The organism is Caballeronia sp. GAWG2-1, assembly GCF_023631405.1.
In the GTDB taxonomy this organism is placed as follows: Bacteria; Pseudomonadota; Gammaproteobacteria; order Burkholderiales; family Burkholderiaceae; genus Caballeronia.
On record NZ_JALQDD010000023.1, the window covers coordinates 100,458 to 124,282 of the forward strand.

Here is a 23,825-nt window from a genome sequence, read left to right on the forward strand (position 1 = left end):
GCGACGGGAACGCTTCGGAATACGAATGGGCTGCGATCGTAATAATTGAGATGAAGACGAGGCACTAGGGAAAACCATGCGTCGGATGCAAAGGTCGCCGCCGGTTATCGAGCCGAAGAGTTCGGCTCGGAGGAGGTTTCTCTGGAAATGCTCAGATGCGCGAGGTGGCGGAGTCGCTCGTCACGTCACTTTTGGCACGCTCGACCAGTTCCTTCTGCAACCAGCCGCTGTCGCGCGCGCGCTTGCCGTTCGCCACGAAGTACGGCGTCTCGACGCGTGGCAAGGCATCGCGCCCGCGAATGCGATCCGCGATCTTTTCCGCGAGCATGATGGTCGGCGCGTTGAGATTGCCCGTCGTGATCTGCGGCATGATCGACGCATCCACTACGCGCAAGCCTTCCATGCCGTGCACGCGTCCTTCGGCATCGACCACGGCCATATCGTCGTAACCCATCTTGCACGAGCACGACGGGTGATATGCGGTCTCCGCTTTCGCGCGGATGAAGGCATCCAGATCCCGGTCGCTCATGCTCTTTGCGCCGGGATTCAACTCGCGTCCGCGATATTTGCTGAGCGCCGGCTGCTGCATGATCTCGCGCGTGATGCGAAGCGCATCGCGGAACTCGCGCCAGTCGAGCGGATCGGCCATGTAGTTGAAGAGGATGCCCGGATGCGCGTGCGGGTCGCGTGACGTGAGCTTGACGCGTCCACGGCTGGGCGATCGCATCGACCCGACATGCGCCTGAAACCCATGCATCTCGATGGCGTTCGAACCGTTGTAATTGATCGCCACCGGCAGAAAGTGATACTGGATGTTCGGCCACGGATCGTCATCGCGCGTGCGGATGAAACCGCCCGCCTCGAACTGATTGCTCGCGCCTATGCCCGTGCCTTTCAGAAGCCATTCGAGCCCGATAGCAGGCTGATTACGCAGTTGCAGCGCGGGATAAAGCGAGACCGGCTCCTTGCATTCGTATTGCATGTACATCTCGAGGTGATCTTGCAGATTCTCACCGACTCCCGGCAGATCGTGCACCACGGGAATCTCGAGTTCCCTGAGCCAGCTCGAACGCCCGACACCGGAACGCTGCAGCAATTGCGGCGAAGCAATGGCGCCGCTGCATATGAGCACTTCACGCCGCGCATGCGCGCGCACGCGTTGCGCGCCATGCAGATAAGCCACGCCAGTCGCGCGCTTGCTCGCGAACAACACACGGTCAGTAGTTGCATGCGTAACTATCGTGAGATTGCCGCGATGCTTCGCGTGATCCAGATAACCACGCGCCGTGCTCGCGCGCCTTCCGTTCGGCGTGACGGTGCGATCCATCGGTCCAAAGCCTTCTTGCCGATAGCCGTTGAGATCGTCCGTACGCGGATAACCCGCCTGCACGCCTGCTTCGACCATCGCCGCGAAGAGTGGATTGTTGCCGGGTTTGCTGGTCGTGACATGAACGGGACCGTCGCCACCGTGATAATCGTTCGCACCGATATCGCGTGTCTCCGCTTTGCGGAAATACGGCAGACAGTCGAGATAGCTCCAGTTTGCAAGACCCGGCCGCATGGCCCAGTTGTCGTAGTCGAGCGCATTGCCGCGTATGTAGCACATGCCGTTGATGAGCGACGATCCGCCGAGTCCCTTGCCGCGTCCGCATTCCATGCGACGATCGTTCATATGCGGTTCGGGCTCGGTTTCATACGCCCAGTTGTAGCGCCGCCCTTGCAGCGGATAAGCAAGCGCCGCCGGCATCTGCGTGCGAAAGTCGAAGCGATAATCCGGGCCGCCCGCTTCGAGCAGCAGCACCGTCACGTCCTCGTCTTCGGTGAGACGCGAGGCAAGCACGTTGCCCGCCGATCCCGCGCCCACGATGATGTAGTCGTATTCCATCGCGCTCATCGAAAGCTCCTTAAAACACGGGCTGATAAGGCCCGAGCTCGACCTGCACGGACTTGATGCGCGTGTGGGCATTGAGCGTCACTATGCCGTTTTCGCGCCCCACGCCCGATTGCTTGTAGCCGCCCACGGGCATTTCCGCGGGCGATTCGCCCCATGTGTTGATCCAGCAGATACCCGCTTGCAACCGATGAATCACGCGATGCGCACGCGATATGTTCTCCGTGACCACGCCCGCCGCAAGCCCGTATTCGGTATCGTTCGCGCGCGCGATGACTTCGTCTTCGTCGTCGAAGGCAAGAATGCTCATCACCGGTCCGAAGATTTCCTCGCGCACGATACGCATGTCGTCGCGGCAATCGGCAAACACGGTCGGTGCGACATACTGGCCGCGCGCGAATGCACCATCGCTCATGCGCGCGCCGCCGGCGATGAGTCGCGCGCCTTCGCGCTTGCCGCTTTCGATAAAGCCGAGCACTTTATGCAGTTGCGCCGCGCTTGCAAGCGGGCCGAAGTTGGTGCGCGGATCATCCGGCGCGCCAATGCGAATACGCTTTACGCGCTCCAGCACCAGCGCTTCGAAGCGTTCGATCACGCCGCGCTCGACGAACACGCGCGTGCCGTTCGTGCATACCTGTCCCGAGCTAAAGAAGTTCGCGCTCATGGCAATGTCGGCGGCGCGTTCGAGATTGGCGTCGTGAAATACGATGAGCGGCGACTTGCCACCCAGTTCCATCGTCACTTCCTTGAGCGTCGAGCCGCCCGCATGCGCCATGACCTTCTTGCCGGTTTGCACCCCGCCCGTGAACGATATCTTCTCGATACCCGCATGTTCCGCGAGCATGGCGCCCACGCGGCCATCGCCTTGAACCACATTGAAGACTCCGGCGGGCACGCCCGCTTCGGTATAAATCTCCGCGAGCTTCAGCGCGGTGAGTGGCGTGATCTCGCTTGGCTTGAAGATCATCGCGTTGCCGGCCGCGAGCGCGGGCGCAGACTTCCAGCAAGCTATCTGGATCGGATAATTCCATGCGCCGATGCCCGCGCACACGCCAAGCGGCTCGCGTCGCGTATAGATGAACGACGATTCGCGCAGCGGTATTTGCGTGCCTTCGATGGCCGTCGCGAGTCCCGCGTAATACTCGATCACATCCGCGCCGGTGACGATATCCACGGCGCGCGTCTCCGCAATCGGCTTGCCGGTGTCGCGCGTTTCGAGCGCGGCGAGTTCGTCGTTGTGCGCGCGTAGCAGGTCGACGGTGCGTCGCAGGATGCGGGAGCGCTGCATCGCGGTCATCGCGGCCCATTGGCGTTGCCCTTCGTGTGCTGCGTGCACGGCGCGATCGACATCCGCTTGCGACGCCTGCTGGACGTGCGCGATGGATTCACCGGTGGCGGGATCGAGCGTGACGAAGGTTTCGCCGCTCGTGGCATCGACGTATGCGCCGCCGATGTAAAGGCGTTGCTCTTCCATGTCGTGCTCCTTTGAGGATGGAGGGTTTTAGCCGCGCGCTTCGAGCACCAGGTCGATGTAGTCGTAAGCGAGGCGCAACGCCGACTTCGTATCGAACGGTTCGCCTGCAAGCGCGCCGCGCAGCCAGAGACCGTCGATAAGCGCGGCAAGACCGCTGGCCGCACGGCGCGCGGCGGGCTTCGTCAAGGCGCGCGAGAAGTCCGCGCATAGATTCGAATAGAGTCGCCGCGTGTTGACACGCTGCAAACGCCGCAACTCGGGCTTGTGCATGCTCTCGGACCAGAACGCGAGCCATGTCTTCATGGCGGGGCCGTTCACCTGTTCGACATCGAAATTCGCGGCGACCACTGCGCGCAACTTCGCCCGCGGCTCGGCTTTCGCGGCCTTGCGGCGACGCGACGTGGCCTGCCAGAGATTACGCAGCACATGACGCATGGTGGCTTCGAGCAGCCCGTCCTTGTCGCCGAAATAGTGACTGACGATTCCCGTCGATGTGCTCGCGCGCTGCGCCACCGAGGCGAGCGTCGCACCGCCGAGGCCCGCTTCGTCGATGGTCTGCAAGGTCGCGTCGATGAGTTGCGCGCGACGAATCTCGCGCATTCCGAGTTTGGGCATGGTCGCTTCGGCTGTCAGTTCGATTCGATGTTAGGGGGTTTTATATTGAACGGTCAATCAATAAAAACCGCCGAAGAGCGTCATGTCGGTTTGAGTCAAACCCGCGTCGCATTGGAGATCGGTCGTGCGCGACTAGCGGCGCTACGCTCGACGAACGGGCGCGATGAACCGTGACGGTGCATCGCGCGAGCCGTCCACGAGACATGGAGACGATCAATGAGCAGCAATCGCGGCGTCGTATATCTGGGGCAGGGCAAGGTGGAAGTGCAGTCCATCGACTATCCGAAGATGGTCGATCCACGCGGGCGCGACATCGGCCACGGCGTCATTCTTCGCGTAGTCAGTACCAATATCTGCGGCTCGGATCAGCATATGGTGCGCGGCCGCACGACGGCGGAAGTCGGCCTCGTGCTCGGGCACGAGATCACGGGCGAAGTGATCGAAATCGGCCGCGATGTGGAGACGCTTGCCATTGGCGATCTCGTTTCGGTGCCGTTCAACGTGGCATGCGGGCGCTGCCCGACCTGCAAGGCGCAACATACGGGCGTGTGTCTGAACGTAAACCCGTCGCGTGCTGGCGGCGCGTATGGTTATGTCGATATGGGTGGCTGGATAGGCGGCCAAGCGGAATACGTGATGGTTCCGTATGCCGATTTCAATCTGCTGAAGTTTCCGGACAAGGCACAGGCCATGTCGAAGATACGCGACCTCACGTGTCTCTCCGACATCTTGCCGACGGGTTATCACGGCGCGGTGATGGCGGGCGTGAAGCCGGGTGCGACGGTCTATATCGCGGGCGCGGGACCGGTTGGAATGGCGGCGGCGGCATCGGCGCGCATCTTGGGCGCGGCGTGCACCATCGTCGGCGACATGAACGAAGAGCGCCTGGCGCACGCGCGCAAGATGGGTTTCGAGACCATCGATCTCTCGAAGGACGCGACGCTCGGCGAGCAGATCGAGCAGATTCTCGGTAAGCCGGAAGTGGATTGCGCGGTCGATTGCGTGGGCTTCGAGGCACACGGTCACGGCAGCGGCAGCGGCGAGGAAGCGCCGGCCACCGTGCTCAATTCGCTGATGGAGATCACGAAGGCAGCGGGCGCCATTGGCATTCCCGGCCTCTATGTCACCGATGACCCCGGCGCCGCCGATGCCGCCGCGCGCAAGGGCAGTCTCAGCATTCGCTTCGGCCTTGGCTGGGCGAAGTCGCATTCGTTCCACACGGGACAGACGCCGGTGATGAAGTACAACCGCAATCTGATGCAGGCCATCTTGTGGGATCGTTTGCCGATTGCGGATATCGTCAACGTGTCCGTGATTTCGCTCGATGAAGCGCCCGAAGGCTACAGAAAGTTCGATGGCGGCGCGCCGAGGAAGTTCGTGCTCGATCCGCACGGATTGTTGAAAGCGGCGTAATCGGCCTTTTTGTTCGAACCGTTATCAGGCAACCAGCGCCGAAGGTGCAACCGCCGCAAGTGAAGGCGCTTGCTTGCGGCGTTCGCGCGTGGGCGCGGTTCCGAAGGCATCGCGATAACTCTTCGAGAAGTGGCACGCCGACTGGAAGCCGCAAGCCATGGTGATATGCATGATCGACATATCGGTTTGCAGCAGCAGTTCGCGCGCGCGCCGCAGACGCAGCGTGAGATAGTAGTGCGTCGGCGTCATGCCGAGATGCTCGCGAAAGAGCCGCTGCAATTGCCGTTGCGACATGCCGGCAAGACGCGCCAGTTCCTCGCGCGACAGCGGCTCCTCGATGTTGTTCTCCATGAGCGAGATCACTTCGAAGAGCGACTTGTTGGCCGATCCGAGTCGTGCCACGAGCGGCATGCGCTGCTGCGCGCTCGTATCGCGTACATGTTCGACGATGAATTGCTCGGCGATCTGCGTCACGCGCGCCGTACCCACGCGGGATGCGATGAGATTGAGCATCATGTCGAGCGGCGCGACGCCGCCGGTACACGTGACGCGATCGCGGTCGATCACGAACAGTTCCTTCAGGAAGCGCGTGTCGGGAAACTCTTCCTTGAGCGCCGACATGTTCTCCCAGTGGATGGCGCACGCATAGCCCGCGAGTAAGCCCGCACGAGCCAGTGCATAAGTGCCGGTGCAGAGGCTGCCGAGCACGCTGCCCATGCGGGCGAAGCGGCGCAGCGCGGCGAGATGTGCGGGCGTGGTCGCGCGCTGCACATCGATGCCGCCGACCACGAACACGATATCGGGTTGTCCCACGCATTCCACCGGACCTGTGTCGACGGACAAGCCGTTGCTCGCGGTGACGGGACCGCCATCGGGACTCACGATCGACCAGCGATACAACGGCTGCCCCGTCAGATAGTTCGCCATGCGCAGGACTTCGATCGCGTTGGTGAAAGCGATCATGGTGAAGTTGGGAAGCGGCATGAAAGCGAAGTGCGACAGCGACGCCGTGCGATCGGGGGACATGTGAGGAATGATTCCTTCGAATCTATTGTTTGACGCCGTCAGATGCGGCGCTTTGCCACTTTTTGCATTTTGGTTTCGTTTGCAACTACCATGCCATCAGGCTAAACCCTGAGCCTCGCGAGGCATCGTGCATGCTTCATATAGACGCGATTTCCTCGCCGACCCTCCACGAGCAAGGGCGCGCACCTTCGAAGCGCACGGGCGTTCCGCGACAGTGCAGCGGCGCACCGAATAAATCGCTACACCGAAATCCATCGGGCCACTTGTCGAAAAAAGACGCGCATGTCGGAAAAGGCCAAGAACACGTCTAAATTCGTAAATTGACCGGCAGGACTAAAGTCAAGAATAGACGCAACGATTACGGCCGCGACGGCAAACGGAAAAGTATCCGAAGAGCCACCCGCACCGCCGTCGAACGACCGTCACACTTGACCCACGGACCTGCCAATGTCGAACTCGAATCCCTTCTTCGAAGCCCCGCTTGCATCCAGCGACGCTTCGGTGCGCGGCGCGATCCTGAAAGAACTGGAGCGCCAGCAATCGCAAATCGAACTGATCGCGTCGGAAAACATCGTGTCGCGCGCCGTACTGGAAGCGCAAGGCTCGGTGCTCACGAACAAGTACGCGGAAGGGTATCCGGGCAAGCGCTATTACGGCGGCTGTGAATTCGTGGATGAAGTCGAGGCGCTCGCCATCGATCGCATCAAGCAGCTCTTCAACGCGAAGTTCGCCAACGTGCAGCCGCATTCGGGCGCGCAGGCCAACGGCGCCGTGATGCTTGCGCTCGCCAAACCCGGCGACACCATTCTCGGCATGTCGCTCGATGCGGGCGGTCACCTCACGCATGGCGCGAAGCCCGCGCTTTCGGGCAAGTGGTTCAACGCGGTGCAATATGGTGTGAACCGCGACACCATGCTGATCGATTACGAGCAGATCGAGGAACTCGCGAAGCAACACAAGCCGTCATTGCTGATCGCGGGATTCTCGGCGTATCCGCGCAAGCTGGACTTCGCGCGTCTGCGCAAGATCGCCGATAGCGTCGATGCGAAGCTCATGGTCGATATGGCGCATATCGCGGGCATCATCGCGGCGGGGCGTCACGATAACCCCGTGGATCATGCGCACGTGGTCACGTCCACCACGCACAAGACCTTGCGCGGTCCGCGCGGCGGTTTCATCCTCACGAACGACGAAGACATCGCCAAGAAGATCAACTCGGCCGTGTTCCCCGGCCTGCAAGGCGGCCCGCTGATGCATGTGATAGCAGGCAAGGCGGTGGCCTTCGGCGAAGCGCTGCGGCCGGACTTCAAGACGTATATCGACAACGTGCTCGCAAATGCGCAAGCGCTCGGCGAAGTGCTCAAGGAAGGTGGCGTCGATCTCGTCACCGGCGGCACGGACAACCATCTGCTGCTCGTCGATCTGCGCCCGAAAGGCCTCAAGGGCAATCAGGTCGAGCATGCGCTGGAACGCGCGGGCATCACCTGCAACAAGAACGGCATTCCCTTCGATACCGAAAAGCCGACCGTCACCTCGGGCATTCGCTTAGGCACGCCGGCAGGCACGACGCGCGGCTTCGGCGTCAACGAGTTCCGCGAAACCGGCCGCCTGATTCTCGAAGTCTTCGAATCGCTGCGCGAGCATCCGGAAGGTGATCCGCAAACCGAACAACGCGTGCGCCGCGAGATCTTCGCGCTGTGCGAACGCTTCCCCATCTACTAAGCACACGGAGTTATCAACGATGAGCACTCTGCACGACAACAGCATCATCATCGACGGCCTGAACATCTCCAAGTTCGAGCGCTCCGTGTTCGAGGACATGCGCAAAGGTAACGTCACCGCGGTGAACTGCACGGTTTCGGTCTGGGAAGACTTCCAGAAGACGATCGACAACATCGCCGAGATGAAGCAACAGATTCGCGAGTACAGCGAGATTCTCACGCTCGTGCGCACGACCGACGACATTCTGCGCGCGAAGAAGGAAAACAAGACAGGCATCATCTTCGGCTTCCAGAACTCGTATGCGTTCGAGGACAACCTCGGCTATATCGAAGTGTTCAAGGAGCTCGGCGTGAACGTGGTGCAACTCTGCTACAACACGCAGAACCTGGTCGGCACGGGCTGCTATGAACCGGACGGCGGACTCTCGGGTTATGGCAAGGAAGTGATCCACGAGATGAATCGCGTCGGCATCATGGTCGATCTTTCCCACGTGGGCGCGAAGACTTCTTCCGATGCCATCGCCTGCTCGAAGAAGCCTGTCACGTACTCGCACTGCTGTCCCTCGGGACTCAAGGACCATCCGCGCAACAAGACCGACGATCAGCTGAGAGAGATCGCGGACGCCAACGGCTTCGTCGGCGTGACCATGTTCTCGCCGTTCCTGAAGAAAGGCCCGGACGCGACCGTCGACGATTATCTCGAAGCCATCGACTACGTGATCAACGTGATCGGCGAAGACAAGGTGGGCATCGGCACGGACTTCACGCAAGGCTACAGCACCGAGTTCTTCGACTGGATCACGCACGACAAGGGCCGTTATCGCCGTCTGACGAACTTCGGCAAGGTCGTGAATCCGGAAGGCATTCGCACGATCGGCGAGTTCCCGAACCTCACGGCCGCGATGGAAAAAGCGGGCTGGGGCGAGACGCGTATCAAGAAGGTGATGGGCGAGAACTGGATGCGCTTCTTCGGCGAAGTCTGGAACGTCTGACTCCAACAAGAACAGGGAACCCGCGATGCAACCGCAACTGCCTATCGACGTCGATCAAGAAACGGGCGTCTGGACTACCGACGCGCTGCCCATGCTGTATGTGCCGCGCCACTTCTTCACCAACAACCACGTGGCCGTGGAAGAAGCGCTCGGCCGCGAAGCTTACGCCGCGATTCTCTACAAGGCGGGCTACAAGTCCGCTTATCACTGGTGCGACAAGGAGGCGGACAAGCACGGCATAGCGGGCATGGCGGTGTTCGAGCATTACCTGAAGCGCCTGTCGCAACGCGGCTGGGGTCTCTTCGATATCGTCGAATCCGACCCGCAGAGCGCCATGGCGCGCGTGCATCTGCGTCACTCGTCCTTCGTGCTCGCGCAACCGGGCAAGCACGGCAAGCTTTGCTACATGTTCGCCGGATGGTTCGCCGGCGCGCTGGACTGGGTCAACGACACCGCACCCGACAGCACGAAGAAGGGGCCGCGTTCGCACTCGGTCGAAACGCAATGCGCCGCGGAAGGCTGCGAGCATTGTGTGTTCGAAGTGTCGCCGCTCGCATCGAAATAAAGGCTTCAAAGCAAAACCTTTCCGAGGTCGCCCGCAATGCGTTACCCGAACCTTTTCAAGCCACTCACGCTGAACAAACTGACCTTGCGTAACCGTATCGTCAGTACCGCGCATGCCGAGGTCTATGCCGAGCCAGGCGGTCTGCCCGGCGACCGGTATATCCGCTATTACGAAGAGAAGGCGAAGGGCGGCGTGGCGCTAGCCGTTTGCGGAGGTTCGAGCCCGGTGTCGATCGAGAGCCCGCAAGGCTGGTGGAAGTCGGTGAACCTGTCGACCGACAAGGTCATCGACCCGCTCTCGCGGCTGGCCGAAGCGATGCATCGGCATGGCGCGAAGATCATGATCCAGGCAACGCACATGGGCCGGCGTTCGGCGTGGCACGGAGAGAGCTGGCCGCATCTGATGTCGCCTTCGGGCGTGCGGGAGCCGGTGCATCGCGGCAACGCGAAGATCATCGAAGTGGAAGAGATCAAGCGCATCATTCAGGATTTCGCGGCGGCCGCGAAGCGCGTGAAGGATGCGGGCATGGATGGCGTCGAGATCTCGGCGGCGCATCAGCATTTGATCGATCAGTTCTGGAGTCCGCGCACCAACTTTCGCACGGACGAATGGGGCGGTTCGCTCGAAAACCGTCTGCGCTTCGGTAAGGAAGTGCTGCAGGCCGTGCGCGAAGCCGTGGGCGCCGACTTCGCAATTGGCTTGCGCATGTGCGGCGACGAATTCCATGAAGACGGTCTCGATCACGAACAATTGAAAGAGATCGCTCAAGCGATGGCTGAAACGGGCCTCATCGATTACATCGGCGTGATCGGTTCGGGCGCGGATACGCATAACACGCTCGCCAACTGCATGCCGCCGATGGCGCTGCCACCCGAGCCTTTCGTGCATCTCGCGGCGGGCATCAAGTCGGTCGTGAAGCTGCCGATCATGCATGCGCAAAGCATTCGCGATGCGGGTCAGGCGGAACGTCTGCTCGCCAACGGCATGGTCGATCTGGTCGGCATGACGCGTGCGCAGATTGCGGACCCGCATATGGTGATCAAGATTCGCGACGGCCGCGAGGACGAGATCAAGCAGTGCGTCGGCGCGAACTACTGCATCGACCGGCAGTACAACGGACTCGATGTGTTGTGCGTGCAGAACGCGGCGACATCGCGTGAAGCGACCATGCCGCATGTCATCGAAAAGACGCGCGGGCCGAAGCGCAAAGTCGTGGTGGTCGGCGCAGGGCCCGCGGGACTCGAAGCGGCGCGCGTGGCGAAGTCGCGCGGTCACGATGTCGTGCTGTTCGAGAAGAACGATTACGTCGGCGGCCAGATCATGCTTGCCGCGAAGGCGCCGCAGCGCGAGCAGATGGCGGGCATCGTGCGCTGGTTCGACATGGAAACGAAGCGGCTCGGCGTGGATCGTCGTCTCGGTGTCGCCGCCGACGATAAGGCCATCATGGCCGAGAAGCCGGACATCGTCGTGCTCGCGACGGGCGGCTCGTCGTTCACGGATCAAGTGCCTGCATGGGGCGTCGAACGAGGTCTCGCGGTGAGCGCCTGGGACATTCTCTCGGGCAAGGTCGAGCCGGGCAAGAACGTGCTCGTTTATGACGGCGTGAGCACGCATGCGGGCGCGGGCGTCGCGGACTTCATCTCGAGCCGTGGCGGCAATGTCGAGATCGTGACGCCGGACGTGAAGGTCGCCGATGACGTCGGCGGCACCACGTTCCCCATCTTTTATAGAAGGCTTTATGCGCAAGGCGTGATCCATACGCCGAACTACTGGCTCGACAAGGTGTACGAGGAAGACGGGAAGAAGATTGCCGTGATCCGCAACGAGTACACGGAAGAACAGGAAGAGCGCGCGGTGGATCAGGTCGTGATCGAGAACGGCAGCACGCCCAACGATTCCCTGTACTGGAAGCTGAAGCCCGAATCGCTCAATCGCGGGCAGGTGGATGTGCACAAGCTCTTTGCATCGGAAGCGCAGCCGTGTCTTTCGGAAGAGCTTGGAAACGGGCGTTTTCTCTTGTTCCGCGTCGGCGACTGCATCTCCATGCACAACATCCACGGCGCGATCTACGACGCGCTGCGTCTTTGCAAAGACTTCTGACGAGGGCTTTAGACGATGAACCCCGTGTTTGTCATCACCGTCTTGCTGTGGGTATCGGTGGCGGGTCTCGCCTTCGCCGTGATGAAGCGCGCGGCCTATTGGCGAGAAGGACGCGCCACGACTGCCGGTGCTTATGGCTGGGCTAACCTGCTGACCATCCCGAAGCGTTACTTCGTGGATTTGCATCATGTGGTCGCGCGTGATCCGTATATCGCGAAGACGCACGTTGCAACTGCTGGCGGCGCCGTTCTCGCGATGGCGCTCGTATTCCTCAACTACGGCCTCGCCATCTATTCGCCGTGGCTCGACAAGCTGATCTTCCTCGCGGCTATCGTCATGCTGGTGGGCGCGGTGTTCGTGTACCGTCGCAGACACGGCGCGAAGGAAGTGCCCGCGCGTTTGTCACGCGGACCGTGGGACAGCCTGCCATTGCTGCTCGGTTCTTTCGCGCTTGGTCTTGCATTGTTCATGCTGTTGCCGGCTTCGTGGATGTCGGGTGCACTCGCGATCATCGTTGCATTGCTGATCGCGGCGGGCGCATACACGATGACCTTCGGCGCGGCGCAAGGCGGCCCGATGAAGCATGCGATGGCGGGCTTGCTGCATCTCGCGTTTCATCCGCGTCAGGAGCGCTTTGCAGCGAAGAACGAGCATGATTTCGTGCCGCCCACCGCGCTCAAAGTGCCCGTACTCGATGCGCAGGAATATGGCGTGAGCAAGCCCATCGAGTTTCGCTGGAACCAGTTGCTGAGTTTCGATGCCTGCGTGCAATGCGGCAAATGCGAAGCGGCGTGCCCTGCATTCGCATCGGGACAACCGCTCAATCCGAAGAAGCTGATTCAGGATCTCGTCGTCGGCATGGTCGGCGGTTCGGATGCGCTCTACGCCGGCAGCCCGACCCCCGGAATTCCGGTCGGCAGGCATTCGGGCGCACCGGGCAAGCCGCTCATCTCCACGATGATCGAAGCCGATACCATCTGGTCCTGCACCACGTGCCGCGCCTGCGTGCAAGAATGCCCGATGCTGATCGAACACGTCGATGCCATCGTCGATATGCGCCGCAATCAGACGCTCGTGGAAGGCAACGTCCCGGGGAAAGGTCCGATCACGCTTGCGAATCTGCGTGAAACGGGCAGCGCGAACGGGTTTGACATCGGCGCGCGTTACGACTGGTCGGTGGATCTGCAAGTGCAGGTCGCGCAGCCGGGTCGTCCTGTCGATGTCTTGTTGATCGCGGGCGAAGGCGCGTTCGACATGCGTTATCAACGCACGCTGCGTGCGTTGGCGAAGGTGCTGAACAAGGCAGGCGTGGATTACGCGGTGCTCGGCGGCATTGAAACGGACACCGGCGATACGGCGCGTCGTCTCGGCGACGAAGCCACCTTTCAAGCATGCGCGAAGAAGCTCATAGGCACACTTTCGCAGTATTCGTTCCGGCGCATCGTGACGGCGGACCCGCATGTGCTGCATAGCTTGCGCAACGAGTATCGCGCGCTTGGCGGCTTCTATGAAGTGCAGCATCACACGGCGTTGATGGCAGAACTCGTCGCGAACGGCAAGCTCTCGCCGAAGGCCGCGACCGTGCTCGCCGACAAGAAGATCACGTATCACGATCCGTGCTATCTCGGCCGCTATAACGGCGAAACCGAAGCGCCGCGCAAGCTGCTGAAGTCCATCGGCATCAAGGTGGTGGAAATGGAGCGTAACGGCATGCGCGGACGGTGCTGCGGCGGTGGCGGCGGCGCGCCCCTGACCGACATTCCCGGCAAGCAGCGCATTCCCGATATCCGCATTGCCGATGCCCGCACGATAGGCGCGGAAGTGGTCGCCGTGGGTTGCCCGAATTGCACCGCGATGCTCGAAGGCGTGGTCGGCGCGCGTCCCGAAGTGCTCGACGTGGCGGAGCTGGTCGCCGCGGCGCTGGAGTAACACGATGAACGACAACATCAAACGAATCGATCCGCGCAGGCCGTTTATCGTCACGAGCGCGGGGCTCAAGCGCATCACGCTCGGCGAGATCGGCAGCGGCGCGCTGCTTGACTTCGTAGCAACACACCATGATGCAGCGAAGCCGCGCCGCACGGCGAAAGCGTCGCGTCGCGCGGTGCTGGTGGCGGCGCATACGGATCGCGGCGCGCTCGACGATCACGGCCGTCAGGCACTGGCCGCCGCCGCCTTGCTCGCGGACGATGAAACCGAAGTCGTGTTGATCGCGTTCGGCGCGTTCAGTGACGATGCGGCGTCGCTCGGCGCGGATCGTTATATCGAGCTGCCCGGCTTCGATCGCCGCCATTTCGCACCGGATGAAGAACTGCGCGCGCTCGCTGCCTGCGTCGCGGCCTTCACGCCCGTGCATGTCTTCATGCCCGACAACGCAACCGGCGACGGCGATCTCGGCCGGCGTTACGCGGCGCGCGCCGGTGCGAGTATCGCCACACACGTGGTGGAACTCGACCTTCAGCACGTCGCTGCGTATGCACATGCTGGCCGCGCGGTGGCATTGCGTGCGCTACCCGATGTGATCTTGCTCGCACCGAATGCGGTCGATGCCAAGCTGCCTTACGTCGGCGCAGGCGCGCGCGTGAATAGCGAAGACGTCGTGCCCGCGACGATGCCGAGCGCGTATGTCGATCTCGGCATCGAGGAAATGGACGCGGCCCAAGTCGCGCTCGAAGAAGCGGACTTCATCATCTCGGCGGGCAACGGCGTGACGGACGTGCCCGCATTCGAAGCGTTGGCAAGCACCTTGGGCGCGGCTATCGGCGCGAGCCGGGTGGCTGTCGACGACGGCAAGTTCTCGCGCGACAAGCAGATCGGCGCCACGGGCAAGACGGTGGAAGCTAGCGTGTATATCGCGTTCGGCATCTCGGGCGCGGTGCAGCACCTGCAAGGCATCAAGGATTGCCGGCATGTCATCGCGGTCAATCTCGATGCGAGCGCGCCCATTGCCAAGCGTGCGAATTTGACCATCGTCGCGGATACGCAAGAGACCATCAAGGCGCTGACGGACGCGGCGGCGGCCGCGCGTGCATCGCGTACCACTGGCAGCCCGATCCTGCAGACCGCGACGCTTGCCGAAGGAGCGTACGCATGAAAATAGCCGTTCTCGTTTCTACTGGCCGGCATCCTATCAGCGGCACGGCGCGTTATAGCCGCAACGACGCGGCCGCGCTCGCCCTCGGTATCGACATTGCAAAGGAACACGGCGCGCAACTCGATGTGCTGCATGCAGGCGACCCCGCCAATCCTGCGCTTGCCGAATATCTCGCACTGGGCGCACCGCGCGTCGAAGTGCTCAACACACCGGGCGATGCCTGCGCGGCACTCGCGCAACGTCTCGCGGGTTATCGACTCGTCTTGACCGGCACGCGTGCCGAAGGCGCGTTCGATAGCGGCACGTTGCCGTATCGGCTTGCCGATGCGTTGAACGTCGCGCTAGTCGGCTCGGCTGTCGATATCGACGTGACGAACGAAGGCGTCGAAGTGCGCCAGTTCATGCCGAAGGGCTTGCGTCGCCGTGTGCGCGTGCAGTTGCCCGCGCTCATCGCCGTGCATCCGCTCGCCAACGCGACACCGCGCTACGCGTATGCGCGTATGCGCGAAGGACGCGTCGCACCGGTTGCAGCGGCCGCGCCTGTCGATCCGGAAGCGAGCGCATGGAGCGTCGGCCCCGTGAGCGCGAAGCCCAAGCGCCTCGCCGCGCCCGAAAAGCGCACCGGCCATGCCCGCATGCTTTCCGCGACCACGACCGAAAGCCGTGGCGGAAGCGTCGTAATTGAAGGGAGTTCCGTCGAAAAAGCACAAGTGATCCTGGCGTATTTGCGCGAGCATCAACTGGTGGATTATTAAGTTCAAAGCGCAGCAAGCCCGCATTTCAGGGGTGTTGGCGGGGCACCAGACGTGACGCACAACGGAGCACACGATGAAAGTTTCGGCAGACGTTCGCGCAATGATCGAACGCCGCAAAAAGGGCCACACGCTCGAAGCGCCGTTCTACACGAGCGACGAGATTCACGCGCTCGACCTGGACGCGATCTTCCGGCAGCACTGGATACAGGTTGCGATCGAGCCGGACGTGCCGGAGCCGGGCGACTATACGACCGTCGATATCGGCCACGATTCGATCCTGATCGTGCGCGACGACGACATGCAGATTCGCGCGTTCCACAACGTCTGCCGTCATCGCGGCGCGCGTCTTTGCAATCAGGAGAAAGGCTCGCTCGGCAATATCGTGTGCCCGTATCACAGCTGGACCTATAACCTCAACGGCGACCTCATGTTCGCCGAACACATGGGCGAACAGTTCGACCGCTGCAAACATAGCCTCAAGAAGGTTCATGTGCAGAACCTCGCGGGCCTGATCTTCATCTGTCTCGCCGATGAACCGCCCGCCGATTTCTCCGTGCTGCGCGAGTCGATGGAGCCGTATCTTTTGCCGCACGGTCTCGCCGATTGCAAGATCGCGGCGAGCATCGACATCGTGGAAAAGGGCAACTGGAAGCTCACGATGGAGAACAACCGCGAGTGCTATCACTGCGTGGCAAACCATCCCGAGTTGACCATTTCGCTCTATGAATACGGCTTCGGTTATCAACGCACCCCTGCGAACGAGGACGGCATGGCCGCGTTCGAACGCACGGTGAGCGAACGCACGAAGCAATGGGAAGCGATGAACCTGCCTTCCGCCGAGATCGAACGTCTGGCGGATCTCGTCACCGGTTTTCGCACGCAACGTCTGCCACTCGACCGCGATGGCGAATCGCAGACGCTCGACGCGAAGGTGGCATCGAAGAAGCTGCTTGGCGGCTTCGAGCGCGCGGACCTGGGCGGCTTGTCGTTCTGGACGCAACCGAATTCGTGGCATCACTTCATGAGCGATCACATCGTCACGTTCAGCGTGATTCCGCTGTCCGCGGGCGAAACGCTCGTGCGCACCAAGTGGCTCGTACATAAGGACGCGCGCGAAGGTATCGATTACGACGTCGACAATCTCACCGCCGTGTGGCGCGCAACGAACGAACAGGACCGCACGTTGGTCGAGTATTCGCAGCTGGGTGCAACGAGCAGCGCTTACGAGCCGGGCCCGTATTCGCCGTTCACCGAAGGGCTCGTGGAAAAGTTCTGCGAGTGGTATATCGGCCGCCTCGACAACTATGCGAACACGCCCGACAAGGACGTGGTCACGCATGGCGAGAAAGTCGTTTCCTTCATGCGCTAAGCGCGTTCGAGAGGCAAAACATGATGCGCGATCAGGCCACGTTCGAGCCGACTGCAAGCCGTGTCACCCAGCCGCGCTTCTGGGGGACGCTGCCCGCGCGCTGGAATAGCGATACCGACGACACACTCGTCTGCTGTCACGTCCGGCAGGAAACGCACGACGTGAAGAGTTTTTTCTTCAAGGCGCCGAGCGAACGCAGCTTCGTGTTCGAACCGGGGCAGTTCATTACACTGGAACTCGATATCGACGGCGAGCAGATCAATCGCTGCTATACGATTTCCTCTTCGCCCACACGGCCGCACACCATTTCGATCACGGTCAAGCGTGTACCGGGCGGAAAGGTATCGAACTGGCTGCATGACAACGTGATTGCGGGATCTCGCGTGCGTGTGCTCGGGCCTTCGGGCGAGTTCACCTGTGCGCGGCATCCGGCGCGCAAGTTCCTGTTTCTTTCGGCGGGGTCGGGTATCACGCCGCTCATGTCGATGAGCCGCGCGCATCACGAACTCGGCGAGGACGCGGATATCGTTTTCGTGCACAGCGCGCGCACGCCCGACGACATCATCTTCTCGCGCGAGCTGGATCTCATTGCATCGAATCAGACAAACTTTCGCACGGCCTTCGTTTGCGAGCGCGTGGGCACGCGCACGAACTGGGCCGGTGTGACGGGCTTTCTCAGCTTGCCGCTACTGAAGCTGATTGCACCGGACTATCTCGAACGCGAAATCTTCACGTGCGGTCCAGCGCCTTATATGAAGGCGGTCCGCGATCTTCTCGATGAAGGCGGTTTCGATCGCAAGCATTATCACGAAGAGAGCTTCTCGTTCGAGACCATTGCGGAGGTCGCATCGCAGTTGACGACCGCGCACGTTGCCGACGCCATTGCCACACAGACCGATTTTGTCGAAGCGCGTGAAGAGGCAGTCGGCTTTGCGCCTCGACCAGCGGCGCCTGTCGATACGACATACAAAGTCAGCTTCGCCAAGATCCGGCGCGACATCGAATGCGGTAGCAACGAGAACGTGCTCGATGCCGCGAAGAAAGCCGGGGTGCGTTTACCCTCATCGTGCACGCAAGGCATGTGCGGCACTTGCAAGGTCAAGCTCGTATCGGGCGAAGTGAGCATGAAGCACGCAGGCGGCATTCGTCAGCGCGAAATCGATCAGGGCATGGTGCTGTTGTGCTGCAGCAAGCCATTGAGCGACCTCGTGGTGGATAAATAAAACTCGGCGTCGCTTCTGGACAACTGAGTGTCGGAAAAGTGCGTTACTGGCCAATTCTGGCTGGTGATTCTGGACGCTACGGCGTGGGGCCGCAAAGGGGAAATCAAATGAAAGCGATGAGAAGACTGTTCGTGCTGAGCGCCATGGCTGCGGCACTGGCCACGAGCATGGGCGCAAACGCCGAAGATAAACCGACCATCAAGATTGGCTACGTCGAAGGCTGGGACGACAGCGTGGCGACGTCGAACGTGGCGGCGCGCATCATCGAAAAGAAGCTGGGCTATCAGGTGCAACTCGTGCCGGTGGCGGCAGGCGTGATGTGGCAGGGCGTGGCGCGCGGCGATCTGGATGCGACGCTGTCCGCGTGGCTGCCGGTGACGCACGGTGCGTATTGGAACAACTTCAAGACGAAGGTCGTCGACCTCGGACCCAACTTCAATGATGCGAAGATTGGTCTGATCGTTCCTGAAAACGTCGATGCCAACAGCCTGACCGACCTCGAAGCGAAGAAGGCCGAATTCGATTCGCGCATCGTCGGTATCGATGCGGGCGCGGGCGTGATGCAAAAGACGAGCGAAGCCATCAAGGCTTATAACCTCGACTACAGGCTGATGCCGAGTTCGGGCAGCGCGATGACCGCTGAACTTGCGCGTTCGGAAGCGGCGAAGAAGCCGATCATCGTGACCGGCTGGAAGCCGCACTGGATGTTCGCGAAGTACAAGCTGAAATTCCTCGAAGATCCGAAGAAGGTCTTCGGCGAAGCGGAACACGTCGATAGCGTGGTGAATCCGGAACTCGAAAAGAAGGCTCCGCCGGTCGTGGCCTTCCTGAAGAAATTCCAGTGGAAGCCGGGTGAAATCGACAGCGTGATGCTCGCGACGCAAAACGGTGAGAAGCCGCAAGCCGCCGCCGATGCATGGATCGGCGCGCATGGCGATCGCGTGGACAGCTGGGTGAAGTAAGTCTCAGCGCCTGGATCAAGAAGGGGTGCCGCGAATCCGCGGCACCCCTTTTTTGTGCTTACCGTAGAACGACAGTGCGTTCGCCGTTGATGAACACGCGCCGTTCCGTGAACGCCTTGATGGCGCGCGCAAGCGTGATGCATTCGACATCGCGTCCCGTTGCAAGCAGGCGCTCGGGGCTATAGGAGTGATCCACGCGCTCCACTTCCTGTTCGATGATCGGGCCTTCGTCGAGATCGTCGGTGACGAAGTGCGCAGTGGCGCCAATCAGTTTTACGCCGCGCGTATGCGCCTGGTGATAGGGCTTCGCGCCCTTGAAGCCAGGCAAGAACGAATGGTGGATGTTGATCGCGCGGCCCTTGAGTTTGCGGCTCGTATCGCCGGAAAGAATCTGCATGTAGCGCGCGAGAATCATCAGTTCCGCACCGGATGTCTCGAAGAGATCGAGCAGACGCGCTTCCTGCTGCGCCTTGGTATCGGCCGCGATCGGCAGATGATGAAAGCGCAGACCGTGTTGTTCCGCAAGCGGCGCCAGGTCCGGATGATTCGACGCAATGCCGACAATATCCATCTTCAGTTCGCCCATGCGCCAGCGGAACAGCAGGTCCGCGAGGCAGTGTTCGAGCTTCGACACCATGATGAGCACCTTGGGCCGCGCGTTGAGATCGTGCATCGACCAGTTCATCGAGAAGCGTTGGGCGATGGGTTCAAACTCGCGCCGCAGCATCGGCAGATCGAGCGTGTCGTCTCGGCTTGCGCCATGAAACACGCAGCGCACGAAGAAGCGTTCGCTCAGGTCGTCGTCGAACACGGTGAGTTCGTCGATATAACCATGATGGCGTTCGAGAAAGCCGACGATGGCGGCGACTTGCCCCGCCGCGCTCGGACACGCAACGGTCAGCACCAGTTGATTGGGACGGGTTTCAGCGGACATGCACGCTCCACATTCGATAAAGGTCGCCACGCCGCTCGTGCGGCGAACGTTATCGCTAGTAGAGCAAATGCGCGGGCACGACGGATAGAAGCGAAGCGCCGTCGCGCTGGTATGCAAGCGTCAGGCGATCACGTCGCATTCATCGAGCAGCCAGTTGCTGAACGCGCGCACGACGGCAGACGGCTCGCGTTGCGTGACGAGCACGTAGCCGCGATCGGTGACGAGCGGAGTATCGTCTAGCGCGATGAGGTGGCCTTTGGCGATGAGGTCATCGACGAGCGGCGCCCAGCCAAGCGCGACGCCCTGGCCCATTACGGCCGCATGCGTGACGAGCGCGTAACTGTTGAAGGTGAAGCCGCCTTGCGCCGGCGGCGCGCTCAGCCCATGCGCCTCGAACCAGCCGGCCCATGAAAGCCAGCGTTCGGGCAACGTAGCCTGCAGATGCAAGAGCGGCAAGTCGAGCAGATCGGCCGCCCTCGACGGCTTGTTGCGTGCCACGAGCGCCGGGCTGCATACCGGCACGACGCTTTCAGGAAAGAGCCGGATGGCGTGCGGCGAACTCCACTGCGCGCGCGAGCTGCCGAATGCGATCACCACGTCCGCCGGTTCGCCGTCGGCATCCGATACATTTTGCGAGGTGACGATCTTCACATCGACATCGGGCATCAGCGCCTTGAATTGCGGCAGGCGCGGCATGAGCCAGTAGGTCGCGAAGCCGAAATCGGTCAACAGCGTGAGCGTGCGCTGAGCGTTACGCGCGCGAATCTCGCCGGTAGCCGTGCGGATGATATCGAGGCCTTGACGGACCGCTTCGAAGAGACGCGCGCCGTCTTCAGTCAAGGTGACGCCCCGGTGCCCGCGCTCGAAAAGCGGCACGCCGAGCGCTTCTTCGAGTTGCACCACGCGCTGGCTCACGGCGGGCTGTGTCGAGCCGAGTTCACGCGCGGCGGCAGTGAAGCTCGCGAGACGCGCGGCGGACTCGAACATCGAGAGCGCCTGCATGGGCGGTAGACGGTCCTGGCGCGGCATAAATCCCCCTTATGGGCGCATAACGATTTGCTCTCTTCACAGCGGCCATTTGAACGGCAATAGTCACATGAAGCGAACCCGCATCGCCATGCGCGTGTCCGCTGTCGATTCTATTCGAGGTATGCATTCATGCTTGAGACAAAACAAAATATCCTTATTCTCATGGCCGATCAGCTCACGCCGTTCGCGCTTGCGGCATACGGCAACGGAGTGACGAAGACGCCGTGCATCGACGCGCTCGCGCGTGAAGGCGTGGTGTTCGAATCGGCCTACTGCGCGAGTCCGCTCTGCGCGCCGTCACGCTTTTCGCTGCTCGCGGGTAAGCTGCCTTCGCAAATCGGCGCTTATGACAACGCGGCCGAGTTCCCTTCGGAGACGCTCACGTTCGCGCACTACTTGCGCGCCGAGGGATATCGCACGATTCTTTCCGGCAAGATGCATTTCTGCGGCGCGGACCAGTTGCACGGGTTCGAAGAGCGGCTGACGACCGACATCTATCCCGCCGATTTCGGCTGGACGCCCGACTGGGAGAATTTCGAGGCGCGTCCCTCGTGGTATCACAACATGAGTTCCGTGATCGACGCAGGTCCGTGCGTGCGCACGAATCAACTCGACTTCGACGACGAAGTGACCTTCACCACGCGTCAGAAGCTGTTCGATATCGCGCGCGAGCGCAATGCGGGCAAAGACGTACGACCGTTCATGATGGTCGCGTCGCTGACGCATCCGCATGACCCGTATGCCATTCCGAAAAGATACTGGGACCTGTATGGCGATGACGACATCGACATGCCTTCGTATCGCGATTCGCTCGAAGCCAGCGATCCGCATTCGCAGCGCCTGCGTCATGTCTGCGAGACGGATCGCACGCCGCCAACCGAGAGACAGATTCGCAATGCTCGCCGTGCGTATTACGGCGCGGTATCGTACGTGGACGATCAATTCGCATCGATACTCGAAGCGCTGGAACAGGCGGGTCTCGCAAATGACACAACCATCGTCGTGACGTCGGATCACGGCGAGATGCTCGGCGAGCGCGGCCTCTGGTACAAGATGACGTTTTTCGAGGGCGGCTGCCGTGTGCCCTTGATCGTGCATGCGCCGAAGCGTTTCGATGCGCATCGCGTGAGCGCTTCGGTATCGCATCTCGATGTGTTGCCCACGCTCGTCGAACTTGCGCGCGGCGATGCGCCTTCAGCGTGGCCGGATAGCATCGATGGGCAAAGCCTCGTGCCGCATCTCGCGGGCGCGGACGGCCATGACGAAGCCATCGGCGAGTTCCTCGCGGAAGGTGCAATCGCGCCTATCGTGATGATCCGGCGGGGGCGCTACAAGTTCATCCATACGAGTGTCGATCCCGATCAACTCTACGATGTCGCCGCCGATCCCCTCGAACGCAATAACCTCGCGAGCGATGCGCGGCACGCGTCGCAGGTCACCGCGTTCCGCGATGAGATCGCGCGACGCTGGGACCTGGAAGCGCTGCATCGCGATGTGCTCAAGAGTCAGCGCCGCCGCCATTTCCATTTCGCCGCGACCACGCAAGGTGCGATCCAGTCGTGGGACTGGCAGCCGCATGTCGATGCGAGCCAGCGCTACATGCGCAATCACATTGACCTCGATACGCTCGAAGCCATGGCGCGCTTTCCAGCGGTCGAGCGCTAGTCCCGCGCTAGTCACCAGCAACTCCAACGACAGGAACGCCCCATGAAAAAGCCCTTGTTTCATGCGCTCATTGTTGCCGCGCTCGTCGCCGTGGTCTCGCCCACATTCGCCGCCGATCCCTCGACCTGCACGCAGGTGCGCATGGCAGGTCCGGGATGGACCGACATCGACGCCACCAATGCGATGAGCGGCGTCATTCTGAAAGCGCTCGGCTACAGGCAGAACGTGGCGAACCTGTCTGTGCCGATCACGTATCAAGGCCTCAAGAAAGGCCAGATCGACGTGTTCCTTGGCAACTGGATGCCGGCGCAGGCGCCGCTCGTGAAGCCGTTCATCGACGACAAATCGGTGCAGGTGGTGCGCGCCAATCTATCCAACGCGAAGTTCACGCTGGCCGTGCCCGACTATGTCGCCGCAGCCGGCGTGCATTCGTTCGCCGATCTCGCGAAGAACGCCGACAAGTTCGATGACCGCGTCTACGGTATCGAGCCGGGCGCGCCCGCGAATCAGAACATCAAACGCATGATCGACGACAAAGCCTTTGGGCTGGGCGGATGGAAGCTCGTGGAATCGAGCGAGACGGGCATGCTCACGCAAGTGGATCGCGCGGTGCGGGACAAGAAGTGGATCGTGTTTCTCGCTTGGGAGCCGCATCTCATGAACACCAAGTTCAAGCTCGCCTACCTCGATGGCGGCGATCGATACTTCGGCCCGAACTTCGGCGGCGCGACGGTCAACACGGTGGCTCGTAACGGCTACGAGCAGCAATGCCCGAACGTCGGCCGCCTGTTCAAGCAGATGGCGTTCAACGTAGATCTGGAAAACGGCGTGATAACCGACGTGCTGGAGAAGAAGACGCGTGTCGATACAGCCGCCACGGACGCATTGAAACGGCATCCGGAACTGCTGAAGACGTGGCTCGACGGTGTGACGACTGCGAGCGGCGGGAACGGCCTGGAAGCCGTTCAGACCGCGCTCGGGGTGAAGTGATCGAAAA

19 protein-coding genes are annotated in these 23,825 nt (G+C 61.5%); 13 read left to right on the forward strand and 6 right to left on the reverse strand.

Features of this window, described 5'->3' with window-relative positions:
- Nucleotides 1-151: 151 nt before the first annotated feature.
- From betA to betI, 3 genes are read right to left on the reverse strand one after another with little or no spacing between them, the layout of a single operon-like run.
- Complete coding sequence (betA, locus tag NCR98_RS14425) at nucleotides 152-1,894, reverse strand: choline dehydrogenase (protein ID WP_250526499.1); 1,743 nt, start codon at nucleotides 1,892-1,894, stop codon at nucleotides 152-154.
- Between the two features lie 10 nt (nucleotides 1,895-1,904).
- Complete coding sequence (gene betB / locus NCR98_RS14430; protein WP_250526500.1) at nucleotides 1,905-3,365, reverse strand: betaine-aldehyde dehydrogenase; 1,461 nt, start codon at nucleotides 3,363-3,365, stop codon at nucleotides 1,905-1,907.
- 27 nt (nucleotides 3,366-3,392) lie between these two features.
- On the reverse strand, nucleotides 3,393-3,980 hold the full coding sequence (betI, locus tag NCR98_RS14435) for a transcriptional regulator BetI (protein ID WP_244829035.1): 588 nt from the start codon (nucleotides 3,978-3,980) through the stop codon (nucleotides 3,393-3,395).
- 216 nt (nucleotides 3,981-4,196) lie between these two features.
- Here betI and fdhA point away from each other — a divergent pair, with 216 nt between their 5' ends.
- Entirely contained in the window at nucleotides 4,197-5,393 is a 1,197-nt protein-coding gene (fdhA, locus tag NCR98_RS14440) for a formaldehyde dehydrogenase, glutathione-independent (RefSeq protein ID WP_244829036.1), read from the forward strand.
- Between the two features lie 24 nt (nucleotides 5,394-5,417).
- On the opposite strand, the gene NCR98_RS14445 is transcribed toward fdhA, so the two are convergent.
- On the reverse strand, nucleotides 5,418-6,419 hold the full coding sequence (locus NCR98_RS14445) for a GlxA family transcriptional regulator (protein WP_244829037.1): 1,002 nt from the start codon (nucleotides 6,417-6,419) through the stop codon (nucleotides 5,418-5,420).
- 447 nt (nucleotides 6,420-6,866) lie between these two features.
- Between NCR98_RS14445 and NCR98_RS14450 the strand changes: the two genes are divergently transcribed.
- The 10 genes from NCR98_RS14450 (at nucleotide 6,867) to NCR98_RS14495 (ending at nucleotide 19,200) form a co-directional block, all read left to right on the forward strand.
- Nucleotides 6,867-8,141, forward strand: coding sequence for a serine hydroxymethyltransferase (locus tag NCR98_RS14450; RefSeq protein ID WP_244829038.1), 1,275 nt, complete (start codon nucleotides 6,867-6,869; stop codon nucleotides 8,139-8,141).
- A gap of 19 nt (nucleotides 8,142-8,160) precedes the next feature.
- The gene (locus NCR98_RS14455; protein ID WP_244829039.1) at nucleotides 8,161-9,132 is read left to right on the forward strand and encodes a dipeptidase; all 972 of its coding nucleotides are present in this window, start codon (nucleotides 8,161-8,163) and stop codon (nucleotides 9,130-9,132) included.
- A 25-nt stretch (nucleotides 9,133-9,157) separates the two neighbouring features.
- Nucleotides 9,158-9,697 carry a DUF5943 domain-containing protein gene (locus NCR98_RS14460; protein WP_250509779.1) on the forward strand — a complete coding sequence of 180 codons (540 nt, stop codon included), beginning with the start codon at nucleotides 9,158-9,160 and terminating at the stop codon, nucleotides 9,695-9,697.
- Nucleotides 9,698-9,733: 36 nt separating this feature from the next.
- Complete coding sequence (locus NCR98_RS14465; protein WP_250526501.1) at nucleotides 9,734-11,797, forward strand: NADH:flavin oxidoreductase; 2,064 nt, start codon at nucleotides 9,734-9,736, stop codon at nucleotides 11,795-11,797.
- Nucleotides 11,798-11,812: 15 nt separating this feature from the next.
- A complete protein-coding gene (locus NCR98_RS14470) occupies nucleotides 11,813-13,726 on the forward strand; it encodes a (Fe-S)-binding protein (protein ID WP_250526502.1) in 1,914 nt (637 codons plus the stop codon).
- Nucleotides 13,727-13,730: 4 nt separating this feature from the next.
- On the forward strand, nucleotides 13,731-14,891 hold the full coding sequence (locus tag NCR98_RS14475) for an electron transfer flavoprotein subunit alpha/FixB family protein (protein WP_250526503.1): 1,161 nt from the start codon (nucleotides 13,731-13,733) through the stop codon (nucleotides 14,889-14,891).
- Nucleotides 14,888-15,646 (forward strand): adenine nucleotide alpha hydrolase family protein, encoded by a 759-nt coding sequence (locus tag NCR98_RS14480; protein WP_250466431.1) that lies wholly within the window; start codon nucleotides 14,888-14,890, stop codon nucleotides 15,644-15,646. The genes NCR98_RS14475 and NCR98_RS14480 overlap by 4 nt, the downstream gene beginning before the upstream one ends.
- Before the next feature lie 73 nt (nucleotides 15,647-15,719).
- Nucleotides 15,720-17,015: an aromatic ring-hydroxylating oxygenase subunit alpha gene (locus NCR98_RS14485; protein WP_250526504.1), complete on the forward strand. Its 1,296-nt coding sequence runs from the start codon at nucleotides 15,720-15,722 to the stop codon at nucleotides 17,013-17,015.
- Nucleotides 17,016-17,038: 23 nt separating this feature from the next.
- Nucleotides 17,039-18,238 carry an FAD-binding oxidoreductase gene (locus NCR98_RS14490; RefSeq protein ID WP_244829739.1) on the forward strand — a complete coding sequence of 400 codons (1,200 nt, stop codon included), beginning with the start codon at nucleotides 17,039-17,041 and terminating at the stop codon, nucleotides 18,236-18,238.
- Nucleotides 18,239-18,345: 107 nt separating this feature from the next.
- Entirely contained in the window at nucleotides 18,346-19,200 is an 855-nt protein-coding gene (locus NCR98_RS14495; RefSeq protein WP_244829046.1) for a glycine betaine ABC transporter substrate-binding protein, read from the forward strand.
- 58 nt (nucleotides 19,201-19,258) lie between these two features.
- On the opposite strand, the gene purU is transcribed toward NCR98_RS14495, so the two are convergent.
- Together purU and NCR98_RS14505 are read right to left on the reverse strand one after the other, a co-directional pair.
- Nucleotides 19,259-20,134, reverse strand: coding sequence for a formyltetrahydrofolate deformylase (gene purU, locus NCR98_RS14500; RefSeq protein WP_250526505.1), 876 nt, complete (start codon nucleotides 20,132-20,134; stop codon nucleotides 19,259-19,261).
- 120 nt (nucleotides 20,135-20,254) lie between these two features.
- Nucleotides 20,255-21,163 (reverse strand): choline sulfate utilization transcriptional regulator, encoded by a 909-nt coding sequence (locus tag NCR98_RS14505; RefSeq protein ID WP_250466434.1) that lies wholly within the window; start codon nucleotides 21,161-21,163, stop codon nucleotides 20,255-20,257.
- Nucleotides 21,164-21,292: 129 nt separating this feature from the next.
- On the opposite strand from NCR98_RS14505, the gene betC reads away from it, so the two are divergent.
- Nucleotides 21,293-22,828 carry a choline-sulfatase gene (gene betC, locus NCR98_RS14510; protein ID WP_250526506.1) on the forward strand — a complete coding sequence of 512 codons (1,536 nt, stop codon included), beginning with the start codon at nucleotides 21,293-21,295 and terminating at the stop codon, nucleotides 22,826-22,828.
- Nucleotides 22,829-22,870: 42 nt separating this feature from the next.
- Nucleotides 22,871-23,818, forward strand: coding sequence for a choline ABC transporter substrate-binding protein (locus NCR98_RS14515; protein ID WP_250526507.1), 948 nt, complete (start codon nucleotides 22,871-22,873; stop codon nucleotides 23,816-23,818).
- Nucleotides 23,819-23,825: the final 7 nt, after the last annotated feature.